23 protein-coding genes and 2 pseudogenes are annotated in these 18,705 nt (G+C 63.8%); 10 read left to right on the top strand and 15 right to left on the bottom strand.

The features are described from left to right. Both YU9_RS49570 and YU9_RS0119470 read right to left on the bottom strand, forming a co-directional pair. Window positions 1–209: pseudogene (locus YU9_RS49570) on the bottom strand (hypothetical protein); the annotation flags it as partial. 794 nt (window positions 210–1,003) lie between these two features. Next, window positions 1,004–1,747 (bottom strand): protein-L-isoaspartate(D-aspartate) O-methyltransferase, encoded by a 744-nt coding sequence (locus YU9_RS0119470; protein ID WP_036017532.1) that lies wholly within the window; start codon window positions 1,745–1,747, stop codon window positions 1,004–1,006. Window positions 1,748–1,951: 204 nt separating this feature from the next. On the opposite strand from YU9_RS0119470, the pseudogene YU9_RS50005 reads away from it, so the two are divergent. Then, window positions 1,952–2,071, top strand: a pseudogene (locus YU9_RS50005) (integrase); the annotation flags it as partial. 98 nt (window positions 2,072–2,169) lie between these two features. Here the strand turns inward: YU9_RS50005 and YU9_RS0119465 are convergent. Next, window positions 2,170–2,592 (bottom strand): hypothetical protein, encoded by a 423-nt coding sequence (locus tag YU9_RS0119465; RefSeq protein WP_027574331.1) that lies wholly within the window; start codon window positions 2,590–2,592, stop codon window positions 2,170–2,172. A gap of 294 nt (window positions 2,593–2,886) precedes the next feature. Here YU9_RS0119465 and YU9_RS0119460 point away from each other — a divergent pair, with 294 nt between their 5' ends. Continuing rightward, a complete protein-coding gene (locus tag YU9_RS0119460; protein ID WP_027574330.1) occupies window positions 2,887–3,096 on the top strand; it encodes a hypothetical protein in 210 nt (69 codons plus the stop codon). Window positions 3,097–3,349: 253 nt separating this feature from the next. Here the strand turns inward: YU9_RS0119460 and YU9_RS0119455 are convergent, their stop codons facing one another. After that, window positions 3,350–4,021: a response regulator transcription factor gene (locus YU9_RS0119455; RefSeq protein WP_027574329.1), complete on the bottom strand. Its 672-nt coding sequence runs from the start codon at window positions 4,019–4,021 to the stop codon at window positions 3,350–3,352. Between the two features lie 344 nt (window positions 4,022–4,365). Here YU9_RS0119455 and YU9_RS0119450 point away from each other — a divergent pair, with 344 nt between their 5' ends. After that, window positions 4,366–5,991, top strand: a complete 1,626-nt coding sequence (locus YU9_RS0119450) for an MFS transporter (protein WP_198028267.1) — start codon at window positions 4,366–4,368, stop codon at window positions 5,989–5,991. A 64-nt stretch (window positions 5,992–6,055) separates the two neighbouring features. Here YU9_RS0119450 and YU9_RS0119445 read toward each other — a convergent pair whose 3' ends face one another. After that, window positions 6,056–6,529: a secondary thiamine-phosphate synthase enzyme YjbQ gene (locus tag YU9_RS0119445; RefSeq protein ID WP_027574327.1), complete on the bottom strand. Its 474-nt coding sequence runs from the start codon at window positions 6,527–6,529 to the stop codon at window positions 6,056–6,058. Between the two features lie 41 nt (window positions 6,530–6,570). After that, window positions 6,571–7,086 carry a hypothetical protein gene (locus tag YU9_RS0119440; RefSeq protein WP_027574326.1) on the bottom strand — a complete coding sequence of 172 codons (516 nt, stop codon included), beginning with the start codon at window positions 7,084–7,086 and terminating at the stop codon, window positions 6,571–6,573. Here YU9_RS0119440 and YU9_RS49080 point away from each other — a divergent pair. The 6 genes from YU9_RS49080 (at window position 7,064) to YU9_RS0119415 (ending at window position 10,088) form a co-directional block, all read left to right on the top strand. Further along, complete coding sequence (locus YU9_RS49080) at window positions 7,064–7,393, top strand: hypothetical protein (protein ID WP_198028266.1); 330 nt, start codon at window positions 7,064–7,066, stop codon at window positions 7,391–7,393. The genes YU9_RS0119440 and YU9_RS49080 overlap by 23 nt on opposite strands. A 51-nt stretch (window positions 7,394–7,444) precedes the next feature. Next, the gene (locus YU9_RS0119435) at window positions 7,445–7,819 is read left to right on the top strand and encodes an AtpZ/AtpI family protein (protein ID WP_027574325.1); all 375 of its coding nucleotides are present in this window, start codon (window positions 7,445–7,447) and stop codon (window positions 7,817–7,819) included. 112 nt (window positions 7,820–7,931) lie between these two features. Then, window positions 7,932–8,681 carry a F0F1 ATP synthase subunit A gene (locus YU9_RS0119430; RefSeq protein WP_027574324.1) on the top strand — a complete coding sequence of 250 codons (750 nt, stop codon included), beginning with the start codon at window positions 7,932–7,934 and terminating at the stop codon, window positions 8,679–8,681. A gap of 53 nt (window positions 8,682–8,734) precedes the next feature. Next, window positions 8,735–8,965, top strand: a complete 231-nt coding sequence (locus YU9_RS0119425) for a F0F1 ATP synthase subunit C (RefSeq protein WP_007599451.1) — start codon at window positions 8,735–8,737, stop codon at window positions 8,963–8,965. A gap of 65 nt (window positions 8,966–9,030) precedes the next feature. Beyond that, a complete protein-coding gene (locus YU9_RS0119420; protein WP_027574323.1) occupies window positions 9,031–9,597 on the top strand; it encodes a F0F1 ATP synthase subunit B in 567 nt (188 codons plus the stop codon). A 5-nt stretch (window positions 9,598–9,602) separates the two neighbouring features. Continuing rightward, window positions 9,603–10,088: an ATP F0F1 synthase subunit B gene (locus YU9_RS0119415; RefSeq protein ID WP_027574322.1), complete on the top strand. Its 486-nt coding sequence runs from the start codon at window positions 9,603–9,605 to the stop codon at window positions 10,086–10,088. Window positions 10,089–10,287: 199 nt separating this feature from the next. Here the strand turns inward: YU9_RS0119415 and YU9_RS0119410 are convergent, their stop codons facing one another. The 6 genes from YU9_RS0119410 to YU9_RS0119385 all read right to left on the bottom strand — a co-directional run bounded on the left by YU9_RS0119410 (window position 10,288) and on the right by YU9_RS0119385 (window position 15,633). Beyond that, window positions 10,288–10,938, bottom strand: coding sequence for a hypothetical protein (locus YU9_RS0119410; RefSeq protein ID WP_027574321.1), 651 nt, complete (start codon window positions 10,936–10,938; stop codon window positions 10,288–10,290). A gap of 170 nt (window positions 10,939–11,108) precedes the next feature. Continuing rightward, entirely contained in the window at window positions 11,109–11,696 is a 588-nt protein-coding gene (locus YU9_RS0119405) for a GNAT family N-acetyltransferase (protein WP_027574320.1), read from the bottom strand. Window positions 11,697–11,735: 39 nt separating this feature from the next. Next, on the bottom strand, window positions 11,736–13,025 hold the full coding sequence (locus YU9_RS0119400) for a pitrilysin family protein (protein ID WP_027574319.1): 1,290 nt from the start codon (window positions 13,023–13,025) through the stop codon (window positions 11,736–11,738). After that, complete coding sequence (gene thrC / locus YU9_RS0119395; RefSeq protein WP_027574318.1) at window positions 13,022–14,440, bottom strand: threonine synthase; 1,419 nt, start codon at window positions 14,438–14,440, stop codon at window positions 13,022–13,024. The genes YU9_RS0119400 and thrC overlap by 4 nt, the downstream gene beginning before the upstream one ends. A gap of 236 nt (window positions 14,441–14,676) precedes the next feature. Further along, complete coding sequence (locus YU9_RS0119390) at window positions 14,677–14,955, bottom strand: hypothetical protein (RefSeq protein WP_027574317.1); 279 nt, start codon at window positions 14,953–14,955, stop codon at window positions 14,677–14,679. A 33-nt stretch (window positions 14,956–14,988) separates the two neighbouring features. Next, window positions 14,989–15,633: a response regulator transcription factor gene (locus tag YU9_RS0119385; protein ID WP_027574316.1), complete on the bottom strand. Its 645-nt coding sequence runs from the start codon at window positions 15,631–15,633 to the stop codon at window positions 14,989–14,991. Window positions 15,634–15,719: 86 nt separating this feature from the next. Between YU9_RS0119385 and YU9_RS0119380 the strand changes: the two genes are divergently transcribed. Then, window positions 15,720–17,060 carry a histidine kinase gene (locus YU9_RS0119380; protein ID WP_027574315.1) on the top strand — a complete coding sequence of 447 codons (1,341 nt, stop codon included), beginning with the start codon at window positions 15,720–15,722 and terminating at the stop codon, window positions 17,058–17,060. Here the strand turns inward: YU9_RS0119380 and YU9_RS0119375 are convergent. From YU9_RS0119375 to YU9_RS0119365, 3 genes are all read right to left on the bottom strand, one after another. After that, entirely contained in the window at window positions 17,057–17,422 is a 366-nt protein-coding gene (locus tag YU9_RS0119375) for a nuclear transport factor 2 family protein (RefSeq protein ID WP_027574314.1), read from the bottom strand. The genes YU9_RS0119380 and YU9_RS0119375 overlap by 4 nt on opposite strands. 114 nt (window positions 17,423–17,536) lie before the next feature. Continuing rightward, window positions 17,537–18,289: an SURF1 family protein gene (locus YU9_RS0119370; protein WP_027574313.1), complete on the bottom strand. Its 753-nt coding sequence runs from the start codon at window positions 18,287–18,289 to the stop codon at window positions 17,537–17,539. Beyond that, window positions 18,286–18,687, bottom strand: coding sequence for a DUF983 domain-containing protein (locus YU9_RS0119365; RefSeq protein ID WP_027574312.1), 402 nt, complete (start codon window positions 18,685–18,687; stop codon window positions 18,286–18,288). The genes YU9_RS0119370 and YU9_RS0119365 overlap by 4 nt, the downstream gene beginning before the upstream one ends. Window positions 18,688–18,705: the final 18 nt, after the last annotated feature.

Genomic DNA, 18,705 nt, shown 5'->3' with positions numbered 1-18,705 from the left:
ACAGAAGCGGCCCACGCGGCTGTCGATCTCAACCCTCTTTCACCCAGACAATAGGCCAGCATCAGCCGAAGTAACGACACCGCATCTGGAATTTGGCGCCGCCGCACGAAAGCCTTCGTCTGGCGCGCACTTATTTCAAGCTGCGCAGCCCCGCCGAGCTGCGTAACCACTCTCGTCCAGTCTTCGTTCAGAAGCGATTCGTCTGCCATCCCGCCTTGGAATCACGTGTGATTCCAACACTCAAGAATAAACTTAACGCCTATGGGGAAGGCCGGGTGCTGACCTAGCACCCACGGTCCGCTGCGCGAAATGCACACGCAGGAAGAACCGCACAGCAGCATACAGGTGAAGCCGAACACACGGCCTTCCCTGCGCAGTGGTTGGACGGCTTATGCCGTGCTCTCCCGGGAGCCGAGTTCCTTCTGGCCTCCCTCGTCCCACGGAATTCGCCGACACTGCGCCGGTTGACGCCAGTGCCGCCTCCGCAAGACTTGGCCGTAGCAACGACGGCCAGGACCACACGGTTTTGCCGTACGCAGCAGCGCCGTTCGTACAACGCGGCTTGCGAAACGCTCACGGGGGTTCGGCTCAATCCATCACCCCGCCCTGCGTCTCACATCCGCGACGGCGCCATGCGTCCACCGCAGCCCGATCCGCGGTTCGTGACGACGTACGACCGCCCCTTTTCGCTGGATCAGGATCGGGGACATATACGACAAATCAGAATTTCGGTAAAGCGGAATATTTTGCTGCAAACTGATTGACCCAGCCGTTGCTGTTTTGCCCGGCGGGCACCCCAAGGATTTGGGGTGTCCAGGGCGCATCTCAAAAGATCGACTCTTGAACAACGCGCGCGATGTCCGCTTGCCTGCCAACAGCGGCGCAAAAGCGGCTATCGTCGGACTTCCACTTGGCTGATGGGCCAATTGCGGCCGCTCCAAACGTGCATTCGCACCAGCCACCGAGACAAATTCCGGCTCAGCAAGAACGGGACGTTTGCGAGCTAGTTTTGTGAACGCGTAAAGGGGACAAAGCGCACGAGGGCGACGGCGCGCGTCGTCGTCTTGTCGGGGGCGATTTTTTCGACGACCGTGAGCTGCTGAGTGGTGTAACCGGGTCCCACCGGCATAACGAGCCGGCCACCTACTTTAAGCTGTTCAATCAGGGGCGGCGGTGGCTGCCCGAGCGCGGCAGTCACGACGATGGCGTCAAAAGGACCGCATTCGGGCCAGCCATCGTATCCGTCGCCAAGCTTGACGCTCACGTTGTCATACGCGAGGTCTCTTAATGTTTTCGCGGCGGTCTCGGCCAATTGCGGGATGATCTCGATGGTGCAGACCTTTCGCGCTAGGTGCGCAAGGACGGCGGCCTGATATCCCGAACCCGTCCCCACTTCCAGCACAACGTGATCGGGCGCGACCTCGACCAATTGGGTCATCAAGGCCACGATGTACGGCTGCGATATGGTCTGCCCGAGACCGATCGGCATCGGTCTGTCCGCGTATGCGATGGAGCAAGGTTGCCCGGGGATGAAAAGATGGCGTTTCGTTTGCTCCATGGCCTCAAGAACACTCTCCGACAGGCCTTGTTGTCCCAACGCACTGGCGGCGGATCGGGCGTATGCCCGGATGGTTTCGACCATGGCGACGCGCTCGCGGACGCATTGCGCGTCCTTTGGTGCGTCCTGAGCGATCGCTTCCTGGGCCACGACAACCATGGCAAACACGAGCAGCAGCAAGGCCTTCATCGTGCGCTCTCCGAAACACAATGGGTTCACGTCGACCGCTCGAGCGCAATGAGCCGATTCGACGCACACCTCAGCGAAACACGGCGTCCGACGAACGACGCAGTGCGTCATGAGTCCTCCAGCGGTCACGATCCATCACTGCATCTGGCAGGGCACGCATTGCCGACCAAAATGCTCTCAAGCGGGATTCCTCACCTAACGTGGCGCACAGGCAACTTGCGGGCCGTGCAACTGCTTCTGGGGCACACCATCGAGAGCACTGTTCGATATCTGGGAATTGAGGTAGACGACGCGGTCGCAAAAGCAGAACAAGTCGACGTCTGAACCTGGTGGGCAGAGCAGACATGCACTGCCCATCCATTTTGGGCGGCTTGGGCCATGAGCCGACATCGCTCCAATCAAGCGGCGATACTTGTCATTCCTTAGCGGCCGTAGGGGAAGCAGCGGTTGCGATCGAGTGTGAGACCGAAATGCGCTCCCAGTGCAGCGATGGCCGCGTCCTGCTGAGGATAAGGATCAGCATTGGATGCGGCAACGATGATGATCCGGAACCCGGTGCGGTCCTTGCCGCCCGGTGGCAGCATCGCTGTAGTCAGTGCATTGCCCTCCCTGTCGCGCAGCGTGAGGAAAAGCGGCATCTCTCGCTGTACATGGGCCTCGAGGCCGATGTCGCGCTCGATCGCGTTGGGCCGCTCCGGACGCCAGGACTGGACTGCCTTCTCCCGCTCGCGGCGGAAATATTTCTCAACTGTGTGGCCCATCAGGCGCGACTCATGCACCGCTTCACCTTCCGTCTCGATACGGAACCACGTTTTGCCCTTCGGCGCGTCGCAAACATACTGCATTTCGCCCGTCCTGCGATCGCCGCAATTCTAGGGCGGCGGGCCTGCAAAGCCAATATGAGACTCGCTCCCGTGTATAGGCGGACACCAAGTTGGGGTGTACCAAGCTGTACCAATCTTGGTTTGGGCACCTAATCATCGGTTGGTTCAGGTTTAGCCTGCGCAGGATACGGCCTTTGAGAAGGAACCAAAATTGTTCTTGTAAGAGGGCTAAGGGTTCTTGATTGGACGTTGAAGTTCCAGTGAGCCCAAGCAAAACTAGGTCTACCGGAATAATCCTCTTCAAGGAGCGTCCCGATGCCTGACGTAAGGGAAAAGCAACGCGAAGCCCGCCGGAAGATCATTCGCCAATGGGCGAAGCTTCCGAAGGATAAACGGGAGTCTGTGGAGGGGATTTCTGAATTCGCCAGGACCGCCGCTCAGCAGAACGAGAACGCATTCGTCCGCAGTCGTCGCGATCCGTATCAGAAGATCATGGGATGGCTATTGCCGCGTGCTCATCTCTGAACGACTGAGTCCTCTGCACATCCTTCGAAGGCGACACCGGGTTCTTCAGCTTGACCCCATGTGGCGAACGGCCCGCGCGATTTAGGGAGCAAACCACGCACCTTGTCGCAAACCACATTGAGCGGGATTTTGTGACTCCGATCAGGCGACGCCCGATTTCCGTTAAGGGTCAAAACCCGGCGAAGCCTGAACGAGCCGAATGATTCCGCTTCGCCCTCAAGACCGGATATCCGCGATTTAGCGAGCAAACGCCTCAGCCCGTCGGCGTGCCCTGCCTCCACTGGCCGCCGGCGATCTTGGCGGCGGCAATCACCGCCTGCGTCCGGCTCTCGACGCCGAGCTTCTGCAGGATCGCCGAGACATGGGCCTTGATGGTGGCCTCGGAGACGCCGAGCTCGTAGGCGATCTGCTTGTTGAGCAGGCCTTCCGACAGCATCATCAGGACCCGGACCTGCTGCGGCGTCAGCGTCACCAGGCGGTCGCGCAGGCGCGTCATGTCGGGGTCCGCCGCGGCCGACAGATCGGTGTCGGCGGGAACCCAGACGTCGCCTTCCATCACCTTGAGGATCGCGTCGCGCAAGGTCTCGACCCCGAACCGCTTGGGGATGAAGCCGGACGCACCGAAATCGAGCGAGCGGCGGATGGTGGCGCTGTCGTCGGAGGCCGAGACGATCACGACCGGAATCGCCGGATATTGCGCGCGCAGATAGATCAGGCCGGAAAAGCCGGAGATCCCGGGCATCGAGAGGTCGAGCAGGATCAGGTCGACCTCGGAGGTCTGTTCCAAGAGCTTGGTCAGGTCCTCGAAGGATCCGGCCTCGTCGATCCTGGCCGACGGGAGAACGCCCGCCACCGCCTGTCGCAGCGCGTCGCGGAACAGGGGATGGTCATCGGCGATGACGAGATGGGTCGAGGGAGCGTTCATCGTTCTCTTGCTGTCGTTCGCGCCGGGCCGGCGAACAGATCCCGGGATGCGTCAATTCTTCCCCGAGCGGCTGTGGCATGCAAGTGCACATTATCCCTTTGCAGCAAAGGGGTTAATCCGGAAATCCCTGGGGCGGCGCGGCAGCGCCCGATACCGCACTGTCAGCCGCGCGTCAGTGCGCAAGGCCGAAAGTCGTATTGGGACGGGTTTCACGCCGATGTTACCTTGCAGGCAAGGCCTGGGTTGATCCGGCACGTCCGGACGTCTGGGGCACGAGGGAACGTATTTTTGGGGAGCGACTCAACATGTCGACAATGGCTGTATCTCAAGCAGGCGCGGGAGGGATGACGAAGGACGAACGGTTCGTCATTCTCGCCTCCTCGCTCGGTACCGTCTTCGAGTGGTACGACTTCTATCTCTACGGCTCGCTGGCCGGCATCATCGGGGCGCAGTTCTTCTCGGCCTATCCGCCGGCAACCCGCGACATCTTCGCGCTGCTGGCCTTTGCCGCGGGCTTCCTGGTGCGCCCGTTCGGCGCGATCGTGTTCGGCCGCATCGGCGACATCGTCGGCCGCAAATACACCTTCCTCGTCACCATCCTGATCATGGGTCTGTCGACCTTCATCGTCGGCCTGCTGCCCAACGCGGCGACGATCGGCATCGCAGCCCCGATCATCCTGATCGCGCTGCGCCTCGCCCAGGGCCTTGCGCTCGGCGGCGAGTATGGCGGTGCGGCGACCTATGTCGCGGAGCACGCGCCGCACGGCAAGCGCGGCTACTACACCTCCTTCATCCAGACCACGGCGACGCTCGGCCTGTTCCTGTCACTGCTGGTGATCCTGTTCACCCGCACCGCGACCGGCGAAGCCGACTTCGCGGCCTGGGGCTGGCGCATCCCGTTCCTGGTGTCGGTGCTGCTGCTCGGCATCTCGGTCTGGATCCGGCTTCGCCTCAATGAATCGCCGATCTTCCAGAAGATGAAGGAAGAGGGGAAGGGCTCGAAGGCGCCGCTGACGGAGGCCTTCGGCAACTGGCAGAACGGCAAGCTCGTGCTGCTCGCCCTGCTCGGCGGCGTGATGGGCCAGGGCGTGGTCTGGTACACCGGCCAGTTCTACGCGCTGTTCTTCCTGCAATCGATCCTGAAGGTCGACGGCTATACCGCCAACCTGCTGATCGCCTGGTCGCTGCTGCTGGGCACCGGCTTCTTCATCGTGTTCGGCATGCTGTCCGACAAAATCGGCCGCAAGCCGATCATCCTCGGCGGCTGCCTGATCGCGGCACTGACCTTCTTCCCGATCTTCAAGATGATCACCACCAACGCCAACCCGGCGCTGGAGCAGGCCATCGAGCAGACCAAGGTCGAGGTGGTGGCCGATCCCAAAGGCTGCGGCGACCTGTTCAACCCGGTCGGCACCCGTGTCTTCAGCGCGCCTTGCGACACCGCACGCGCCTTCCTGTCGCAATCGTCCGTCAAGTACTCGACGAGCTACGGCGCCGCCGGGTCAGGCGTGAAGGTCGTGGTCAACGGCAAGGACGTGCCCTACACCAACGCCAAGGACAGCAACCCGGCGGTTCTCGCTGCGGTGCAGGCGGCCGGCTATCCGAAGGCGGGCGACGCCGGGATCGTGAAGATGGCGCATCCGTTCGACATCTTCCGCCCGCAGGTGGCGGCGATCATCGGCCTGCTGTTCGTCCTCGTGGTCTACGTCACCATGGTGTACGGCCCGATCGCCGCGATGCTGGTCGAACTGTTCCCGACCCGCATCCGCTACACCTCGATGTCGCTGCCCTACCACATCGGCAACGGCTGGTTCGGCGGCCTCCTGCCCGCCACCGCCTTCGCCATCGTGGCCTCGACCGGCGACATCTATGCCGGCCTCTGGTACCCGATCATCTTCGCGGCGATCACCGTCGTGATCGGCTTCCTGTTCCTGCCGGAGACCAAGGACGTCGACATCAAGGCGACCTGATCGAAAGCAGCGATCGACAACACGAACCGGCCGCGGTCTCCGCGGCCGGTTTTGTTTTGAGCGCTTATTGGTCGCTGCCGATGAACTGCAGCACGACCTCGCGGCGGTGCGGGCGGCTGCGATGCTCGATGAGATAGATCGCCTGCCAGGTGCCGAGCGCCAGCTTGCCGTTCAGGACCGGGACCTGGAGCGAAGTCTGCGTCAGCATGGTCTTGATGTGCGCCGGCATGTCGTCAGGTCCCTCGGTCTCATGGGTCCATCCAGCGTTCTCCGGTGCGAGCCGTGACAGCGCCGTGGTGAGATCGACCAGCACGGAGGGATCGGCATTCTCCTGGATCGTCAACGAGGCCGAGGTGTGGCGGATGAACAGTGTCAGCGCGCCCTCGCGCGCGTGCGCCTCGGCGATAAATTTCGCGGCGTCGCTGGTGAGATCGGTGAAGCCGCGGCCCGATGTCTGCACGGTCAGCAGTGACGATGAGATGGTGGTGACTTGCACGGACGATGCTGCCGAGCGTGTGACGGATTTGGCTGATGTCATCAAAAATCCCTCAACTCCGGAGGCCGGCAGCTCGTCACGCGTCAAATCTTCCCCGACACGTCCTTCTGCACGCGGTTGGCCATCTCGATCAGCCGCCGCCAGGCCTTCTCCAGGAACGACATCACGCGATCGACGTCCTGGTCGCTCGGCAGCGGGATCTCGATCTTGCGCTCGCCCTCGGCCACCTTGGGTTCGGCTTTCTTCAGCGGGTCGGATTTCGGCAGCGCCTCGTCGATCTTGCCCGACACCGTCGGCCCCGCCGCGAGCTGTCCCTTCAGCCTCTCGACCTCGGCCTGGAGCCGACCGATCTCGGCGTCGAGTGCGGTGCGCTCGTCAGGCACCGCGTAGCAGGCCCAGCCAGCGCCGTTCTTGGTGCAGGTCGATACCGTGCCGGTGCGCGTGTCGAGCCGCAGCACGCCCTCGGGGATGGGCGTCATGCTGTAGCGACCATTTTCGCCGTCGGGCGCCGATTGCGCAGCCACGAGGCCGCCGCTGACGACCATCACCGCGGCAGCCGCCGCTAGCCATGATGCTGTGGATGACGTCGCTGGTCTCATCGCTGTCTCCGCCACGGCGCTGCTGCGGCCTCTGTGCAATTCTACACCCCAACGGGCAATCCGCCGCCAAAAACCCGCTCCTGAAATCAACGAACGCGATGGCTTCTTTGATCCCGGCTATGCGGCGAAAGGACAGCTGCATCCGCCGATCGTGAGCAGACCTGCTGCGGTGCGGCGTCACGCTGTGCGCAGCGCTGCCGCGCGCGCCAATATCGCAAGACAAATCAAATACATAACCGAAAGCGACGCAATCGTGACTTGGCTTGACTTGATTATGGGCCATCAGTATGGTCCGCGCGGCTTTTGAGGGTGGCGGGCGTAATTTCCATTCAGCCGCGGCGTTTCGGGTCTTCGTTGCATGACACAGGGCACGGAGCACGGCGAGAATGGAGATCGCGATAGATCGCCCGAGGAAGCTGCGCTTTCCGAACGGCTCGGAAGTCTTGATCAGCGGTTGTCCGAAATTCGCGACCGCCGGACCAGGACCGAGCAACCCGCAGGTGACGAGGGAGACAGAGCGGCCAGAGCCTCGGCGATGGCGCTTGGTTTCCGGTTATCCTCGGAGTTGATCGCCGGCGTCATTGTCGGAGCGGGGATTGGCTGGGGGTTCGACCGCTTGCTGTCGACGTCGCCTTTCGGGTTCATCGTGTTCACGCTGCTGGGCTTCGTCGCCGGCGTGGTGAATGTGGTGAGGTCGGCGGGCGCGGGTCAAAACAGGCGCGGTGGTTCGTAAGCTGGTCCCACCAGGAGAGGAATGATCGTGCCGGCCTCGCCGGTACGGGCCGGCCCGGCCGGCAGACCGAGACCCGCCGGCATTGCCCGGCAGACCAAGAGATGCCGCGCTGATGAAAATCGACCCGATCCACCAGTTCAACATCGAGCCTCTCTTCACCCTGGGCCATATCGGCAATCACACGATCGCCTTCACCAACTCGTCGCTCTACATGCTGGTGGCGGTGGCGATCATCTCGATCCTGATGCTTGCCAGCGGCACGCAGCTGATTCCCGGGCGCCTGCAGTCGGTCGCTGAAATCTCCTACGAGTTCGTCGCCTCGACCATCCGTTCGACGGCCGGCGCGGAAGGCATGAAGTTCTTCCCGCTGATCTTCTCGCTGTTCATGTTCATCTGCGTCTCGAACCTGGTCGGCATCATCCCCTACACCTTCACGGTGTCGAGCCATCTGATCGTCACCGCGGCGCTCGCGCTGCTGGTCTTCTTCACCGTCCTGATCTACGGCGTCGCCAAGAACGGCCTGAAATTCTTCAAGATCTTCGTTCCCCACGGCGTCCCCGGCTACATCCTGCCGCTGGTCATGTTCATCGAGGTCCTGTCGTTCTTCCTGCGGCCGGTCTCCCACAGCGTCCGTCTCTTCGCCAACATGCTGGCCGGCCACATCGCGCTGAAGGTGTTCGCAGGCTTCGTCGCCATGCTCGGTTTCTCGCTCGGCGCCATCGGCTGGGTCGGCGGCGTGCTGCCGCTGGCACTCACGGTCGCGCTGACCTCGCTCGAGATCCTGGTCGCGTTCCTGCAGGCCTATGTGTTCGCGATCCTGACCTGCATCTACCTCAACGACGCCATTCATCCGGGACACTGAGCGGTCCGGGGAATTTCCACCCACAACGCAATCTTTCTTCCAAGGAGTCTAAAATGGATCCGGCAGCAGCAAAACTTATTGGCGCGGGCATCGCGTGCATCGGCATGGGCGGTGCGGGCGTCGGCGTGGGCGTGATCTTCGGCAACTACCTCGCCGCAGCCGTGCGCAACCCGTCGGCCGCTCAGGGTCAGTTCGGCAACCTGATCTTCGGCTTCGCCGTGACCGAAGCGCTCGGCATCTTCTCGCTGCTGATCGCGCTGCTGCTGCTGTTCGTTCCGCTCTGAGGACGACGTTTTTCGCGCCGTTCCAGAATCTGGGGCGGCGCGCGTGACAGCAACAGGAGAACTCCATGGCTGAGAGTCATGGCGGCGCGAAAGGTCCGGCGGCGGGCGCTCACACCGAGGCTGACGGTGGTCACCACGGTGGCGGTTTTCCGCCATTCGAGAGCAGCAGCTTTGCTTCACAGCTGGTGTCGCTCGCGATCTTCTTCGTCCTGCTTTACGTGATCGTGTCCAAGCTCGCTCTGCCGCGCATCGGCGGTGCGATCGAGGCGCGTCAGAACAAGATCGAGGGCGACCTCGCCGAAGCGCAGAAGCTGAAGGACCAGTCCGAGGCGGCGCTGAAGGCCTATGAAGGCGAGCTCGCTTCGGCGCGTTCGCGGGCGCAGGCGATCGGCAACGAATCCCGCGACAAGGCGAATGCGCAGGCGGACGCCGAGCGCAAGGCGCTGGAAGAACAATTGGCGGCCAAGCTCGCCGAGGCGGAGAAGACCATCGCCTCGACCCGCGTAGCCGCCATGAGCAACGTCCGCGGCATCGCGGCCGATGCGGCAGGCCAGATCGTGCAGCAGCTCACCGGCGTCGTTCCGGACGCCGCGTCGGTCAATGCCGCGGTCGATGCGTCCTTGAAGGGTTAGTCGAGATGTTCTTCGAACCTGAATTTTGGGTCGCCGTCGCCTTCGTGATCCTGATGGTCGTGTTCGGCTATCTCGGGATCTTCAAGACGGCGATCACCGCGCTCGATCATCGCGCCGATCGCATCAAGGCCGAGCTCGACGACGCCGCGCGCCTCAAGCAGGAGGCGGCCAAGGTGCTCGCCGACTACAAGATCCGCAGTGCCGCAGCCGAGCGCGAGGCCGCCGACATCATTGCCAACGCCAAGGCCGAAGCCGAGCGCATCGCAGCCGACGCCAAGGCGAAGATGGAAGACTTCGTCGCCCGCCGGACCAAGACTGCGGAGAGCAAGATCGCGCTCGCCGAAGCCCAGGCGCTGGCCGATGTCCGCGCCGCGGCCGCTGAAGCCGCCGTCCAGGCCGCCTCGACGATCCTGTCGCAGTCGGTCAGGGGCCAGGTCGCCGACGACCTGCTCGCCAAGGGCATCAACGAGGTTCGGCAGAAGCTGAACTGAGATTTCGGCCTTACCAATCAAAAAGCCGGCGCAATCAGCGCCGGCTTTTTTGTTGCCTGAAAGACTCGTGTCCCGGACGCGGCGCGGCATGTAATGACGCGACGCTGAGCCGGGACCCAGTTGTGCCGAGGCGTGGGCCCCGGCTCTGCAGCGCATCGCCCAAGAAGCGCTGCGCTGCGTCCGGGGCACGAGCCTCACCCTACTTCTTCTTCCGCCCCTTCGGCCCGGGCGAAAGCGCCTGCGGGTCGAAGCCGACATAGAAGATGTAGGAATCGGCGACCGCGGCTGACGGCACCGGATAGGCCAGATCCTCGGCGATAAAGGTGAAGGGCACGCTGCCGCCCTCCGACATCTGGACCGTGGTGCGGTAGGCCTTCGACGCAATCACCTTCTCACCCACGCCGCCCTGCACCACCGCAATACGCAAGGGGACCTCGACGGTCGCAGGCGCGCCGGCGGGACCTGCGATGACGCGGCCCTGGATGCCGATCCGGGCGGTGATATCACCGCCGCTCCGGGCGCATTCGCGCGCCATCTTGGTGATCGTTGCCTGGAAGCGGATGTCGTTACCGACGGCCTGCTTGCCGTTCGCACCGACCGCATAGGTGGAGGCGCCGGAGCGCACGGTGACCTGTGGGCAATCCATGTCGTCTTCAGCCGGCTGACCGGGCGCGGGCGCCGGATTGGGCGGGGCCGGCTCGTCCGGCTTGCCGCCGAACAGGCTCTTGAAGCGGTCGCTCAAGGACTGCGCCGCCGCCGGCGAGACGGACGTGAGCGCAACTGACAACGCCAACGCGACCGCCGTCCCCCGCCGCAACGTCGTCCGCGATGACCGAAGCTCCTTCACCATCGACACCCATACTCCATCACAACATCCGTGCCGATCTACCGGCCCGCGCCGTTATATCGCCAAAATCGGCGAACCCAAGGCGAACAAGCAAGGCAGGCCGATAAGGCAAGCGAATAGGACAGCAAACAGGGCGGCACCATCGAGACTTTGGCCGCACGAGGGATGGCAGCTCAGCCGCGGAAATCCTCGTGCAGCAGGCCGAACAGCAGGTGATCCTGCCACACCCCATTGATGCAGAGATAACGGCGCGCCAGGCCCTCGCGGGAGAAGCCGCACTTCTCCAGCACCCGGATCGACGGCGTATTGGTCGGTATGCAGGCGGCTTCGACGCGGTGCAAATTGAGCTCGCCGAACAGCGTCGGCAGCAGCACCCGCAACGCCGCGGTCATGTACCCGCGATGGGCGTAGGGCTGCCCGACCCAATAGCCGATGGTGCCGGCCTGCACGATGCCACGCCGGACGTTGGCGAGCGTGATGCCGCCGATCAGGGCGCCGTCGAGCTCACGGAAGATCAGAAAGGGATAGGAGCGGTCCGCGGCAATGTCCTCGGAATAGCGGCGCAGGCGGCGGCGGAAGCCGGACCGGGTGAGATCGTCAGACGGCCAGATCGGCTCCCAAGGCGTGAGATAGTCGCGGCTGGTTTCACGCAAATGAGCCCATTGCAGGAAGTCCGACATTTGCGGCGCGCGCAGCAACAGCCCGTTGCCGCGCGGCGCGAGGGCGGCGGGTCCACTGGATGGCAGGCGAAACAGGGCCATGGTGATGCTTTCCGGGGCGGTCCCGCCCTAGCGCGGCTCCTAATGCAGCCGCGCCTTGGCGCGCGCCCGGGTCAATCCTTCCGCAAAAGATACCGCCGTGTCCAGACCCCTGCCACTGCCCAATGCGACAACGGCGGGCCGGCTCCGCGACAGCAGTGCACGCGCCGCGTCCCGCGTCGATTCGATGCTGACGGCATCGATCCGGGCCACCAGTTCCTGTGCCGTCTGCGGCCGCCCATAGGCGAGCACATGCCGGGCGAGCTGCTCGGCACGGGAGGAGCAGCTCTCCATGGCCATCAGGAGACCCGCCTTCATCTGCGCCTTGGCCCGGGCGATCTCGGCCTCAGTCAGCGTCTCCACCGAATCATTCATGATGTCGACCACGACCTCCATCATCTCCGGCGCGTCGGCCGGATCGGTACCGGTGTAGAGGCCGAAGAACCCGGTGTCGGTGTAGGGCGCGTGGAAGGTGTAGATGGAGTAGCAGAGGCCGCGCTTCTCGCGCACCTCCTGGAACAAGCGCGACGACATTCCGCCGCCGAGGATGTTGGTGAAGACCTGGAGCGAGAACAGCGACGCGTCGGTCTGCGGCACGCCTTCCAGCGCCAGCGTCAGATGCGCCTGCTCGAGCTCGCGATGCACCACCTTGGCGCCGCCTTGGCCGAACTGCGCGGACTGCGGTTTCGGGCCCGGCGTCGCCTCGAAGCTCGCAAAGCGTCTCTCGGCCTCGGCGACAACCTGCTTGTGATCAACCGCGCCGGCCGCCGCCACCACCATGTCGGGCCCGCGATAATGCGTCGAGAGATAGCCGCGCAGCATGTCGCGGTTGAAGGCGCGCAGCGTCTTGGCCGTGCCGAGCAGCGAACGGCCCATCGGCTGGTCGGGATAGCAGAGCTCGTTCAGATGCTCGAACACGACGTCGTCGGGCGTGTCCTGCGCGGCACCGATCTCCTGCACGATGACGTTCTTCTCGCGCTCCAGCTCGTCGGGCTCGAAGGCGGGATTGGCGAGGATGTCGGCGAGCACATCGAGCGCGAGCGGCACGTCGGCCTTCAGCACCCGCGCGTAATAGGACGTCGTCTCGGTCGAGGTGCCGGCATTGAGGTCGCCGCCGACCGCCTCGATCTCCTCGACGATCTCGCGCGAAGAGCGCTTCGTCGTGCCCTTGAACGCCATGTGCTCGAGCAGATGCGAGATGCCGTGCTCGTTGGGCTTTTCGTCGCGTCCGCCGACGCCGGCCCAGACGCCGAGCGCCGCAGTTTCGAGGTGAGGCATCTCGTCGGTGACGACGGTCAGGCCGGAGGCAAGCTTGGAGATCTCGACGCTCATCCGGCAACTCCCTGCTTTGCGGCGCGGCTGGCCGACAGCACGAACCGCTCAACCTCGGCCTGATCGTTCTTCATCACCTTCATGTGTTCGGATTTGGTCATGAGACCGTCGAGCCAGGCCGGCAGTTGCGGCCGCTGGCCGCAGGCCGCCTCGACAGCGTCGGGGAATTTGGCCGGATGGGCGGTGGAGAGCACGATGCTCGGTACCCTCGTGTCGGTCGTGTCGCGGTCCGCGACGGCGAGCGCCACGGCCGTATGAGGATCGACCAGTTCGCCGGCTTCACGCCAGGCGGCGCGGATCGCAGCCGACGTCTCGGTCTCGTCGGCGCGCCCGGCATCGAACTCCTCGCGGATCGCGGCGAGCGTCGCATCGGGCAACACGAAACGGCCGGACTGCTTCAATGACTCCATCAGCCGGCGCACGCCTGCCGCATCGCGCCGGCTGGCCTCGAACAGCAGTCGCTCGAAATTCGAGGAGATCTGGATGTCCATCGACGGCGAGGCCGTCGCGTGCACCTCGCGCACCTCGTAAATTCCAGTCTTCAGCGTGCGCGCCAGGATGTCGTTGACGTTGGCGGCGATGCGCAGGGTGCGCACCGGCAGCCCCATGCGCTTGGCGACGAAGCCTGCAAAGATGTCGCCGAAATTGCCGGTCGGCACGACGAAATCAACCGCGCGCGCCGGCGCGCCGACGGCAACGGCGGAGGTGAAATAGTAGACCACCTGGGCGACGATGCGCGCCCAGTTGATGGAATTGACGCCGGACAGCGAGGTCGCATCGCGGAAGCGATGGTTGTTGAACATTCCCTTCACGAGCGCCTGGCAATCGTCGAAGGTGCCCTCGATGGCGAGCGCGTGGACGTTGGCCGCTCCCGTCGTGGTCATCATCCGCCGCTGCACCTCGGAGATGCGGCCGTGCGGAAACAGCACGATGAGGTCGACATTCTCGAGCCCTGCAAAGGCTTCGACCGCGGCGCCGCCGGTATCGCCCGACGTCGCGACCACGATGGTGGTGCGCTGGCCGCGCTTGGCGAGCACATGGTCCATCAGCCGCGAGATCAGCTGCATCGCCACGTCCTTGAAGGCGAGCGTCGGACCGTGGAACAGCTCCAGCACGAACTGATGCGGCGACATCTGGCGCAGCGGCACCACCGCGGGATGGCGGAAGGTGGCATAGGCCTCGTTCGCCATGCGACCAAGCTCGGCGTCCGAGATCTCGCCGCCGGCGAAGGGACGAATCACATCGACGGCGACCTCCCAATAGGGACGGCCGAAGAATCCGGCGATCGTCTCGGCCGGGAGCTGTGGCCACGTCGCCGGCACATACAGGCCGCCGTCGCGGGCAAGCCCGGTCAGCATCACGTCACAGAAGCCGAGTTCGGGGGCCTCGCCCCGGGTCGAGATATAACGAGTCAAACTGCCCTCCAAAGGCGAGGCGAGCCGGAGCTCGATCCTTAAGCCTTTGTTTTTACGAAATTACTTGTTAACAGCCAGAGGCTTTGAGCCACCATAAAGTGTTTTGCGGCATCGGGAAACCGCTCTTCCGGCCCCCTCGCCCAATGAAAAAGGGCTGCGGCATTTGCCGCAGCCCTTCTCTTGGAAGGTCTGTCGTTGTGTGCAGACCGGTTTGCCTCGTCGGGGTCGCCGACCCGTCAAAACTGTTCCGGCAAGCTTTCGTCGCCTGTCACGAAATCGTCAAGGGACAAAACCGCGAGTGCCGAAAAATGTTCCTTTTCTTCCCGACCCACGTCGGCCCCCGCCCCCTGCAACACGGCCAAGTCTTGCCGCCAAATGCCGCTTTTTCCCGCTGTGTTGGCCGCCGCAGGAACGAATGCAGCCTCGGCCCATTGTGTCCGCGGATGGGTGTCAGCCCGTTGTCCATGCATTGCCCGGCCAACGGCGGCGTCGATCCGTCGACCGAACCGCTGCATCCTGGAGCAGCCGGTTCGGTCGTTGGCGGAGGGTCAATTCATCCCGATTTCCACTGCGATCCGGATCAGGTCGGAGTGGTTCTTGGCGCCCAGCTTCTGCTTGAGCAGGGATGTGGTGTTGGCGACCGTCTTGTAGGAGATGCCGAGCGCCTCTGCGACCTCGACGATCTTGTTGCCGCGACCGAGCAGGCGGAGAATTTCAAGCTCCCGCGGCGTCATCTGCGAGGCCGGATTGGCCTTGATCGCCGCGCCGGAAAACGTCACGGCTTCCGCAAGCTGCGGCGAGATGAAATTGTCGCCTGCGACCACTTTGCGCACCGCTTTCAGCAGGATCCGGGGATCATCGCCCTTGGAGACATAGCCCTGCGCCCCAAGCTCGACTGCCCGCACCACGAAGGCCGGATCGTCGTTCATGCTGAACATGATGATCTTGGCGTCGGGATCGTCCTTGCGGATGCGTCGCATCAGCTCGAAGCCGGAGACATCGGGCAGGCTGATGTCGATCACGGTGACGTCGGGCCGCTTGCTGACATAAGCGCGATGTCCGGATTTGGCATCGGTCGCTTCGTCAATGCGAATTGAATGGTCGGACGCGAACAGGGTGCGGCAACCCGACAGCACCACGGGATGGTCGTCGACGATCAGGACCCTGGTCGCCAGCTTGGCGGTATCTTGCATCGCGCACCCTCTTGTTTTTCGACTCATAGACCGGCGGGAATAAATGGAAAGAGCAAAACCCGCGGCTGCGCGTTAGAATTGACCTAATGTGGCAGCGACTTTCGTTCAGGACGCAACTGTTTGTTCCGCTCGGCGCCAGCTTTCTCGCGGCGCTGATCCTGGGTGGCGTGCTGCTCCAGATATTCGCAGGGGGCCAGCTCGCCGAGGAGAACGAGCCCGGCCAGCGTTCCACCCGTGCAATCGCAACCGCGCTCAACAATACCCTTCGCGCTTCCGACAATCCATTGCGGACGCTCGACGCCTTTGTCCATTCGTTGGACAACTCCTCTGATATCCAATTCCGCTCCTTGGAAGCGGGTCCTGCCCGCCCAATGAAGGACGACCCGCGCAAGCGGCATGGCGTGCCGCAATGGTTCATCGACCTGATCAGCATCCCCGACATCAACGCGGCATCCCCGGTGATGATCGACGGCAAGCGTGTCGGCGATGTCGTCTTCGTGCCCGACCTCTCTGCTGAACTGTTCGAGAAATGGATCGGCTTCCTCGCGCTCGCTGGCTTGATCGCCATGCTGATGGTGCTCACCGGCACGATCGCCTATGTTCTGGCGGGATCTGTCCTGCGCCCCCTGCAAGATCTCGGCGAAGGTCTTACGCGAATACGACGGGGCGACTACACCAGGCCGATTCCGGTCGGAGGTCCGCCGGAAATTCGGCAAGGTTGCGAGGAGGCGAATGCGCTGGCTGCAACGCTGGCGCAATTGAGCCAGGACAATCGCGATCTGATGCACCGCCTTGTGTCGCTCCAGGATGACGAGCGGCGCGATCTCGCTCGCGAACTGCACGATGAGCTCGGACCGCTGCTGTTCAGCATACGCGCCGGCACGATCGCGCTGGTCGAGGCCTCCCAGCCCGTGGGAAATCTCGGCAATTCGGCACAGGACCTGCTGCAATCGGTCGAGGCGCTCCAGCAGACCAGCCGCCGGATCCTCGACCGACTGCGGCCGCTCTATATCGAGGAACTGGGCCTTTCGACCAGCGTGCAGACCCTGCTCCGGAACTTTCGCAAGCAGGCACCGCACGTCATCCTGACGGACGCGATCGATGCCGATCTGAATTTGATCGACGGACCGTTGGCTCAGACCGTGTATCGGGTGATCCAGGAGGCGCTGACCAACGTGCTACGTCATGCCAGGGCCAGCAAGGCCCATGTGCTGGCGACCGTCGCCGGCGAGACGCTCGTCATCGAGATCTCCGACGATGGCGGCGGTTTTCCTGCGGGCAACATCTTCGGCCGGGGCCTGACCGGCATGCATGAGCGCGTGCGTGCGCTCAGCGGATCGCTGTCCCTGTTGCGCGTGGATGAGCGAACTTACGTGCACTGCCACCTTCCGGCACAGACGACGCGGGACGCGCCAGCATCAGGCTAACACGCGCAGCCATCATGCGCGTTCTGTTGCGCCGGTTCGCACAGCGTGCTGCGGATCTTGCCATCCGGGCTGAAGCGGAACGAGGCCTGAATGCGCAGCGCGCCGGCGATGGAATATTCGAGATCGATGCCGTGAGGCACGGGATGGATCTCCTCCAAACCGAAACCCGCCGACGAGAAGGCGCTGAGCCGCGGCTGCCAATAGGCCTCGATCTCGCTCCGGCCGCGGTAGCGCCGCGTGCCGTTGCACGTGCATTCGAGCTGCGCATCGTCCGTATAGAGATCGAGCAGTGTCGCGAGGTCGCCCTTCCGGCAGGCGTCCACCCAATCCACGATAATTCCCATCTGGTCGAAATCGCTCACGCCGCAATCCTGTCTGCCGCGGACAACACCGGCGGCTTAGGACCACACTCGTGAATATGCGCTGAACAATAAACCCCGGGCGATACCGGGTTCCCTCGAACTATCTGCATGAGCTCAGCTCTGCCGCCGGCCTCTTGCCCACACGGCGAAGGCGATCAGCACAGCGCCTGCAAGCGTGAACCAGGTGACAGCATATTGCAGGTGGTCGTCCTTCAGATTCACCTCGAGTGGGCCCGGACGCGGAATGCCGTTCGCGGGCGCGGGTTGCTCGAGGTCGATATAGAACGGCGCAACCGCGCCCCAACCGAGCGCGCTTGCGATTCCCAGATGATCGCGCACGAACCAGAGCCGCTTGTCGCGATTCTCCGCCGGCGTCAGCCAGCTTGGCGCCTCGGGAAAGCGCAGGTAGCCGGTGAGCTCAACCGGTTGGCCCGTGACGAGCTTCTTCACCGCGCGATCCTCGACACCGCGGTCCTGCATCGTGTTCTCGACGAAGCCCGCATCGATCACGACCGTCTCGCCGCCTGGAAGCCGCGCCGGCAGGAACGCCCAGGTGCCCGGGCCGGAAGCGTCCTTGCGCACCGCGGAGCCGGAGGAATAGACCATCGCATCGGGCAGGGCTGCATAGGTCGCGGTGAAGCTGACGCGGCGGAATTCATCGCGGGCAGGATTCAGCGCGGCCCATTGCGCGGACGGCGGCAGCGACGTCGGTGGCGCCGCAAGCCGTTCGGTGAGTGCCGCAATGAGCTCGTGCTTGGCTGTCCGGCGCTGCAACTGCCAGACACCGAGCGCGACGAACACAGCGGCCAGGAGCAGCGTGAACAGCGCGAAGCCGGCCACGCGGGCCTTGCGCGCAGGCTCGTTCATTTCGCGCGATCGACCAACCGGCCCGGCGCCGCCTTGTGGTGGAACTGCAGCGCGATCAGCAACGATTTCATCGCACGCAGCGGCAACAGCGTGGTGGCAAGGATCAGCGGCAGCCAGAGCGCCGCATGCAGCCAGAACGGCGGCTGGTACTTGACCTCGACCACGAGCGCGCAGCCGACGACGATGGCGCCGGCGAGCATGATGATGAAGATCGCCGGACCATCGCCGGTATCGATGAAAGCGTAGTCGAGGCCGCAACGGTCGCAAGCGGGCGCGAGCGTCAGGAAGCCCGCATAAAGCTTGCCCTGGCCGCAGCGCGGGCATTTGCAGGCAAGCCCGCGCATCGCGCTTTGCAGGACGGTGGTTTCGGACTGGGGTGTGCCGGCGCTGTCGTTCATGATGGCGGACTCTATCAC

Origin of the sequence: Bradyrhizobium sp. WSM1743, from assembly GCF_000473065.1 — a bacterium.
GTDB lineage: Bacteria > Pseudomonadota > Alphaproteobacteria > Rhizobiales > Xanthobacteraceae > Bradyrhizobium.
This window is presented reverse-complemented; position numbering and strand designations above follow the sequence as displayed.

Bases quoted from the DNA above. Each gene is read 5' to 3' on its own strand.
- YU9_RS0119455 (WP_027574329.1), bottom strand. From the start codon at position 4,021: ATGAACGCTCCCTCGACCCATCTCGTCATCGCCGATGACCATCCCCTG.
- YU9_RS0119380 (WP_027574315.1), top strand. From the start codon at position 15,720: ATGTGGCAGCGACTTTCGTTCAGGACGCAACTGTTTGTTCCGCTCGGC.
- YU9_RS0119470 (WP_036017532.1), bottom strand. From the start codon at position 1,747: ATGAAGGCCTTGCTGCTGCTCGTGTTTGCCATGGTTGTCGTGGCCCAG.
- YU9_RS0119440 (WP_027574326.1), bottom strand. From the start codon at position 7,086: ATGAGACCAGCGACGTCATCCACAGCATCATGGCTAGCGGCGGCTGCC.
- YU9_RS0119415 (WP_027574322.1), top strand. From the start codon at position 9,603: ATGTTCTTCGAACCTGAATTTTGGGTCGCCGTCGCCTTCGTGATCCTG.
- YU9_RS0119390 (WP_027574317.1), bottom strand. From the start codon at position 14,955: ATGCAGCGGTTCGGTCGACGGATCGACGCCGCCGTTGGCCGGGCAATG.
- YU9_RS0119425 (WP_007599451.1), top strand. From the start codon at position 8,735: ATGGATCCGGCAGCAGCAAAACTTATTGGCGCGGGCATCGCGTGCATC.
- YU9_RS0119430 (WP_027574324.1), top strand. From the start codon at position 7,932: ATGAAAATCGACCCGATCCACCAGTTCAACATCGAGCCTCTCTTCACC.
- YU9_RS0119465 (WP_027574331.1), bottom strand. From the start codon at position 2,592: ATGCAGTATGTTTGCGACGCGCCGAAGGGCAAAACGTGGTTCCGTATC.
- YU9_RS0119385 (WP_027574316.1), bottom strand. From the start codon at position 15,633: ATGCAAGATACCGCCAAGCTGGCGACCAGGGTCCTGATCGTCGACGAC.
- YU9_RS0119365 (WP_027574312.1), bottom strand. From the start codon at position 18,687: ATGAACGACAGCGCCGGCACACCCCAGTCCGAAACCACCGTCCTGCAA.
- YU9_RS0119435 (WP_027574325.1), top strand. From the start codon at position 7,445: ATGACACAGGGCACGGAGCACGGCGAGAATGGAGATCGCGATAGATCG.
- YU9_RS0119420 (WP_027574323.1), top strand. From the start codon at position 9,031: ATGGCTGAGAGTCATGGCGGCGCGAAAGGTCCGGCGGCGGGCGCTCAC.
- YU9_RS0119450 (WP_198028267.1), top strand. From the start codon at position 4,366: ATGACGAAGGACGAACGGTTCGTCATTCTCGCCTCCTCGCTCGGTACC.
- YU9_RS0119460 (WP_027574330.1), top strand. From the start codon at position 2,887: ATGCCTGACGTAAGGGAAAAGCAACGCGAAGCCCGCCGGAAGATCATT.
- YU9_RS0119445 (WP_027574327.1), bottom strand. From the start codon at position 6,529: ATGACATCAGCCAAATCCGTCACACGCTCGGCAGCATCGTCCGTGCAA.
- YU9_RS0119405 (WP_027574320.1), bottom strand. From the start codon at position 11,696: ATGGCCCTGTTTCGCCTGCCATCCAGTGGACCCGCCGCCCTCGCGCCG.
- YU9_RS0119410 (WP_027574321.1), bottom strand. From the start codon at position 10,938: ATGGTGAAGGAGCTTCGGTCATCGCGGACGACGTTGCGGCGGGGGACG.
- YU9_RS0119400 (WP_027574319.1), bottom strand. From the start codon at position 13,025: ATGAGCGTCGAGATCTCCAAGCTTGCCTCCGGCCTGACCGTCGTCACC.
- YU9_RS0119370 (WP_027574313.1), bottom strand. From the start codon at position 18,289: ATGAACGAGCCTGCGCGCAAGGCCCGCGTGGCCGGCTTCGCGCTGTTC.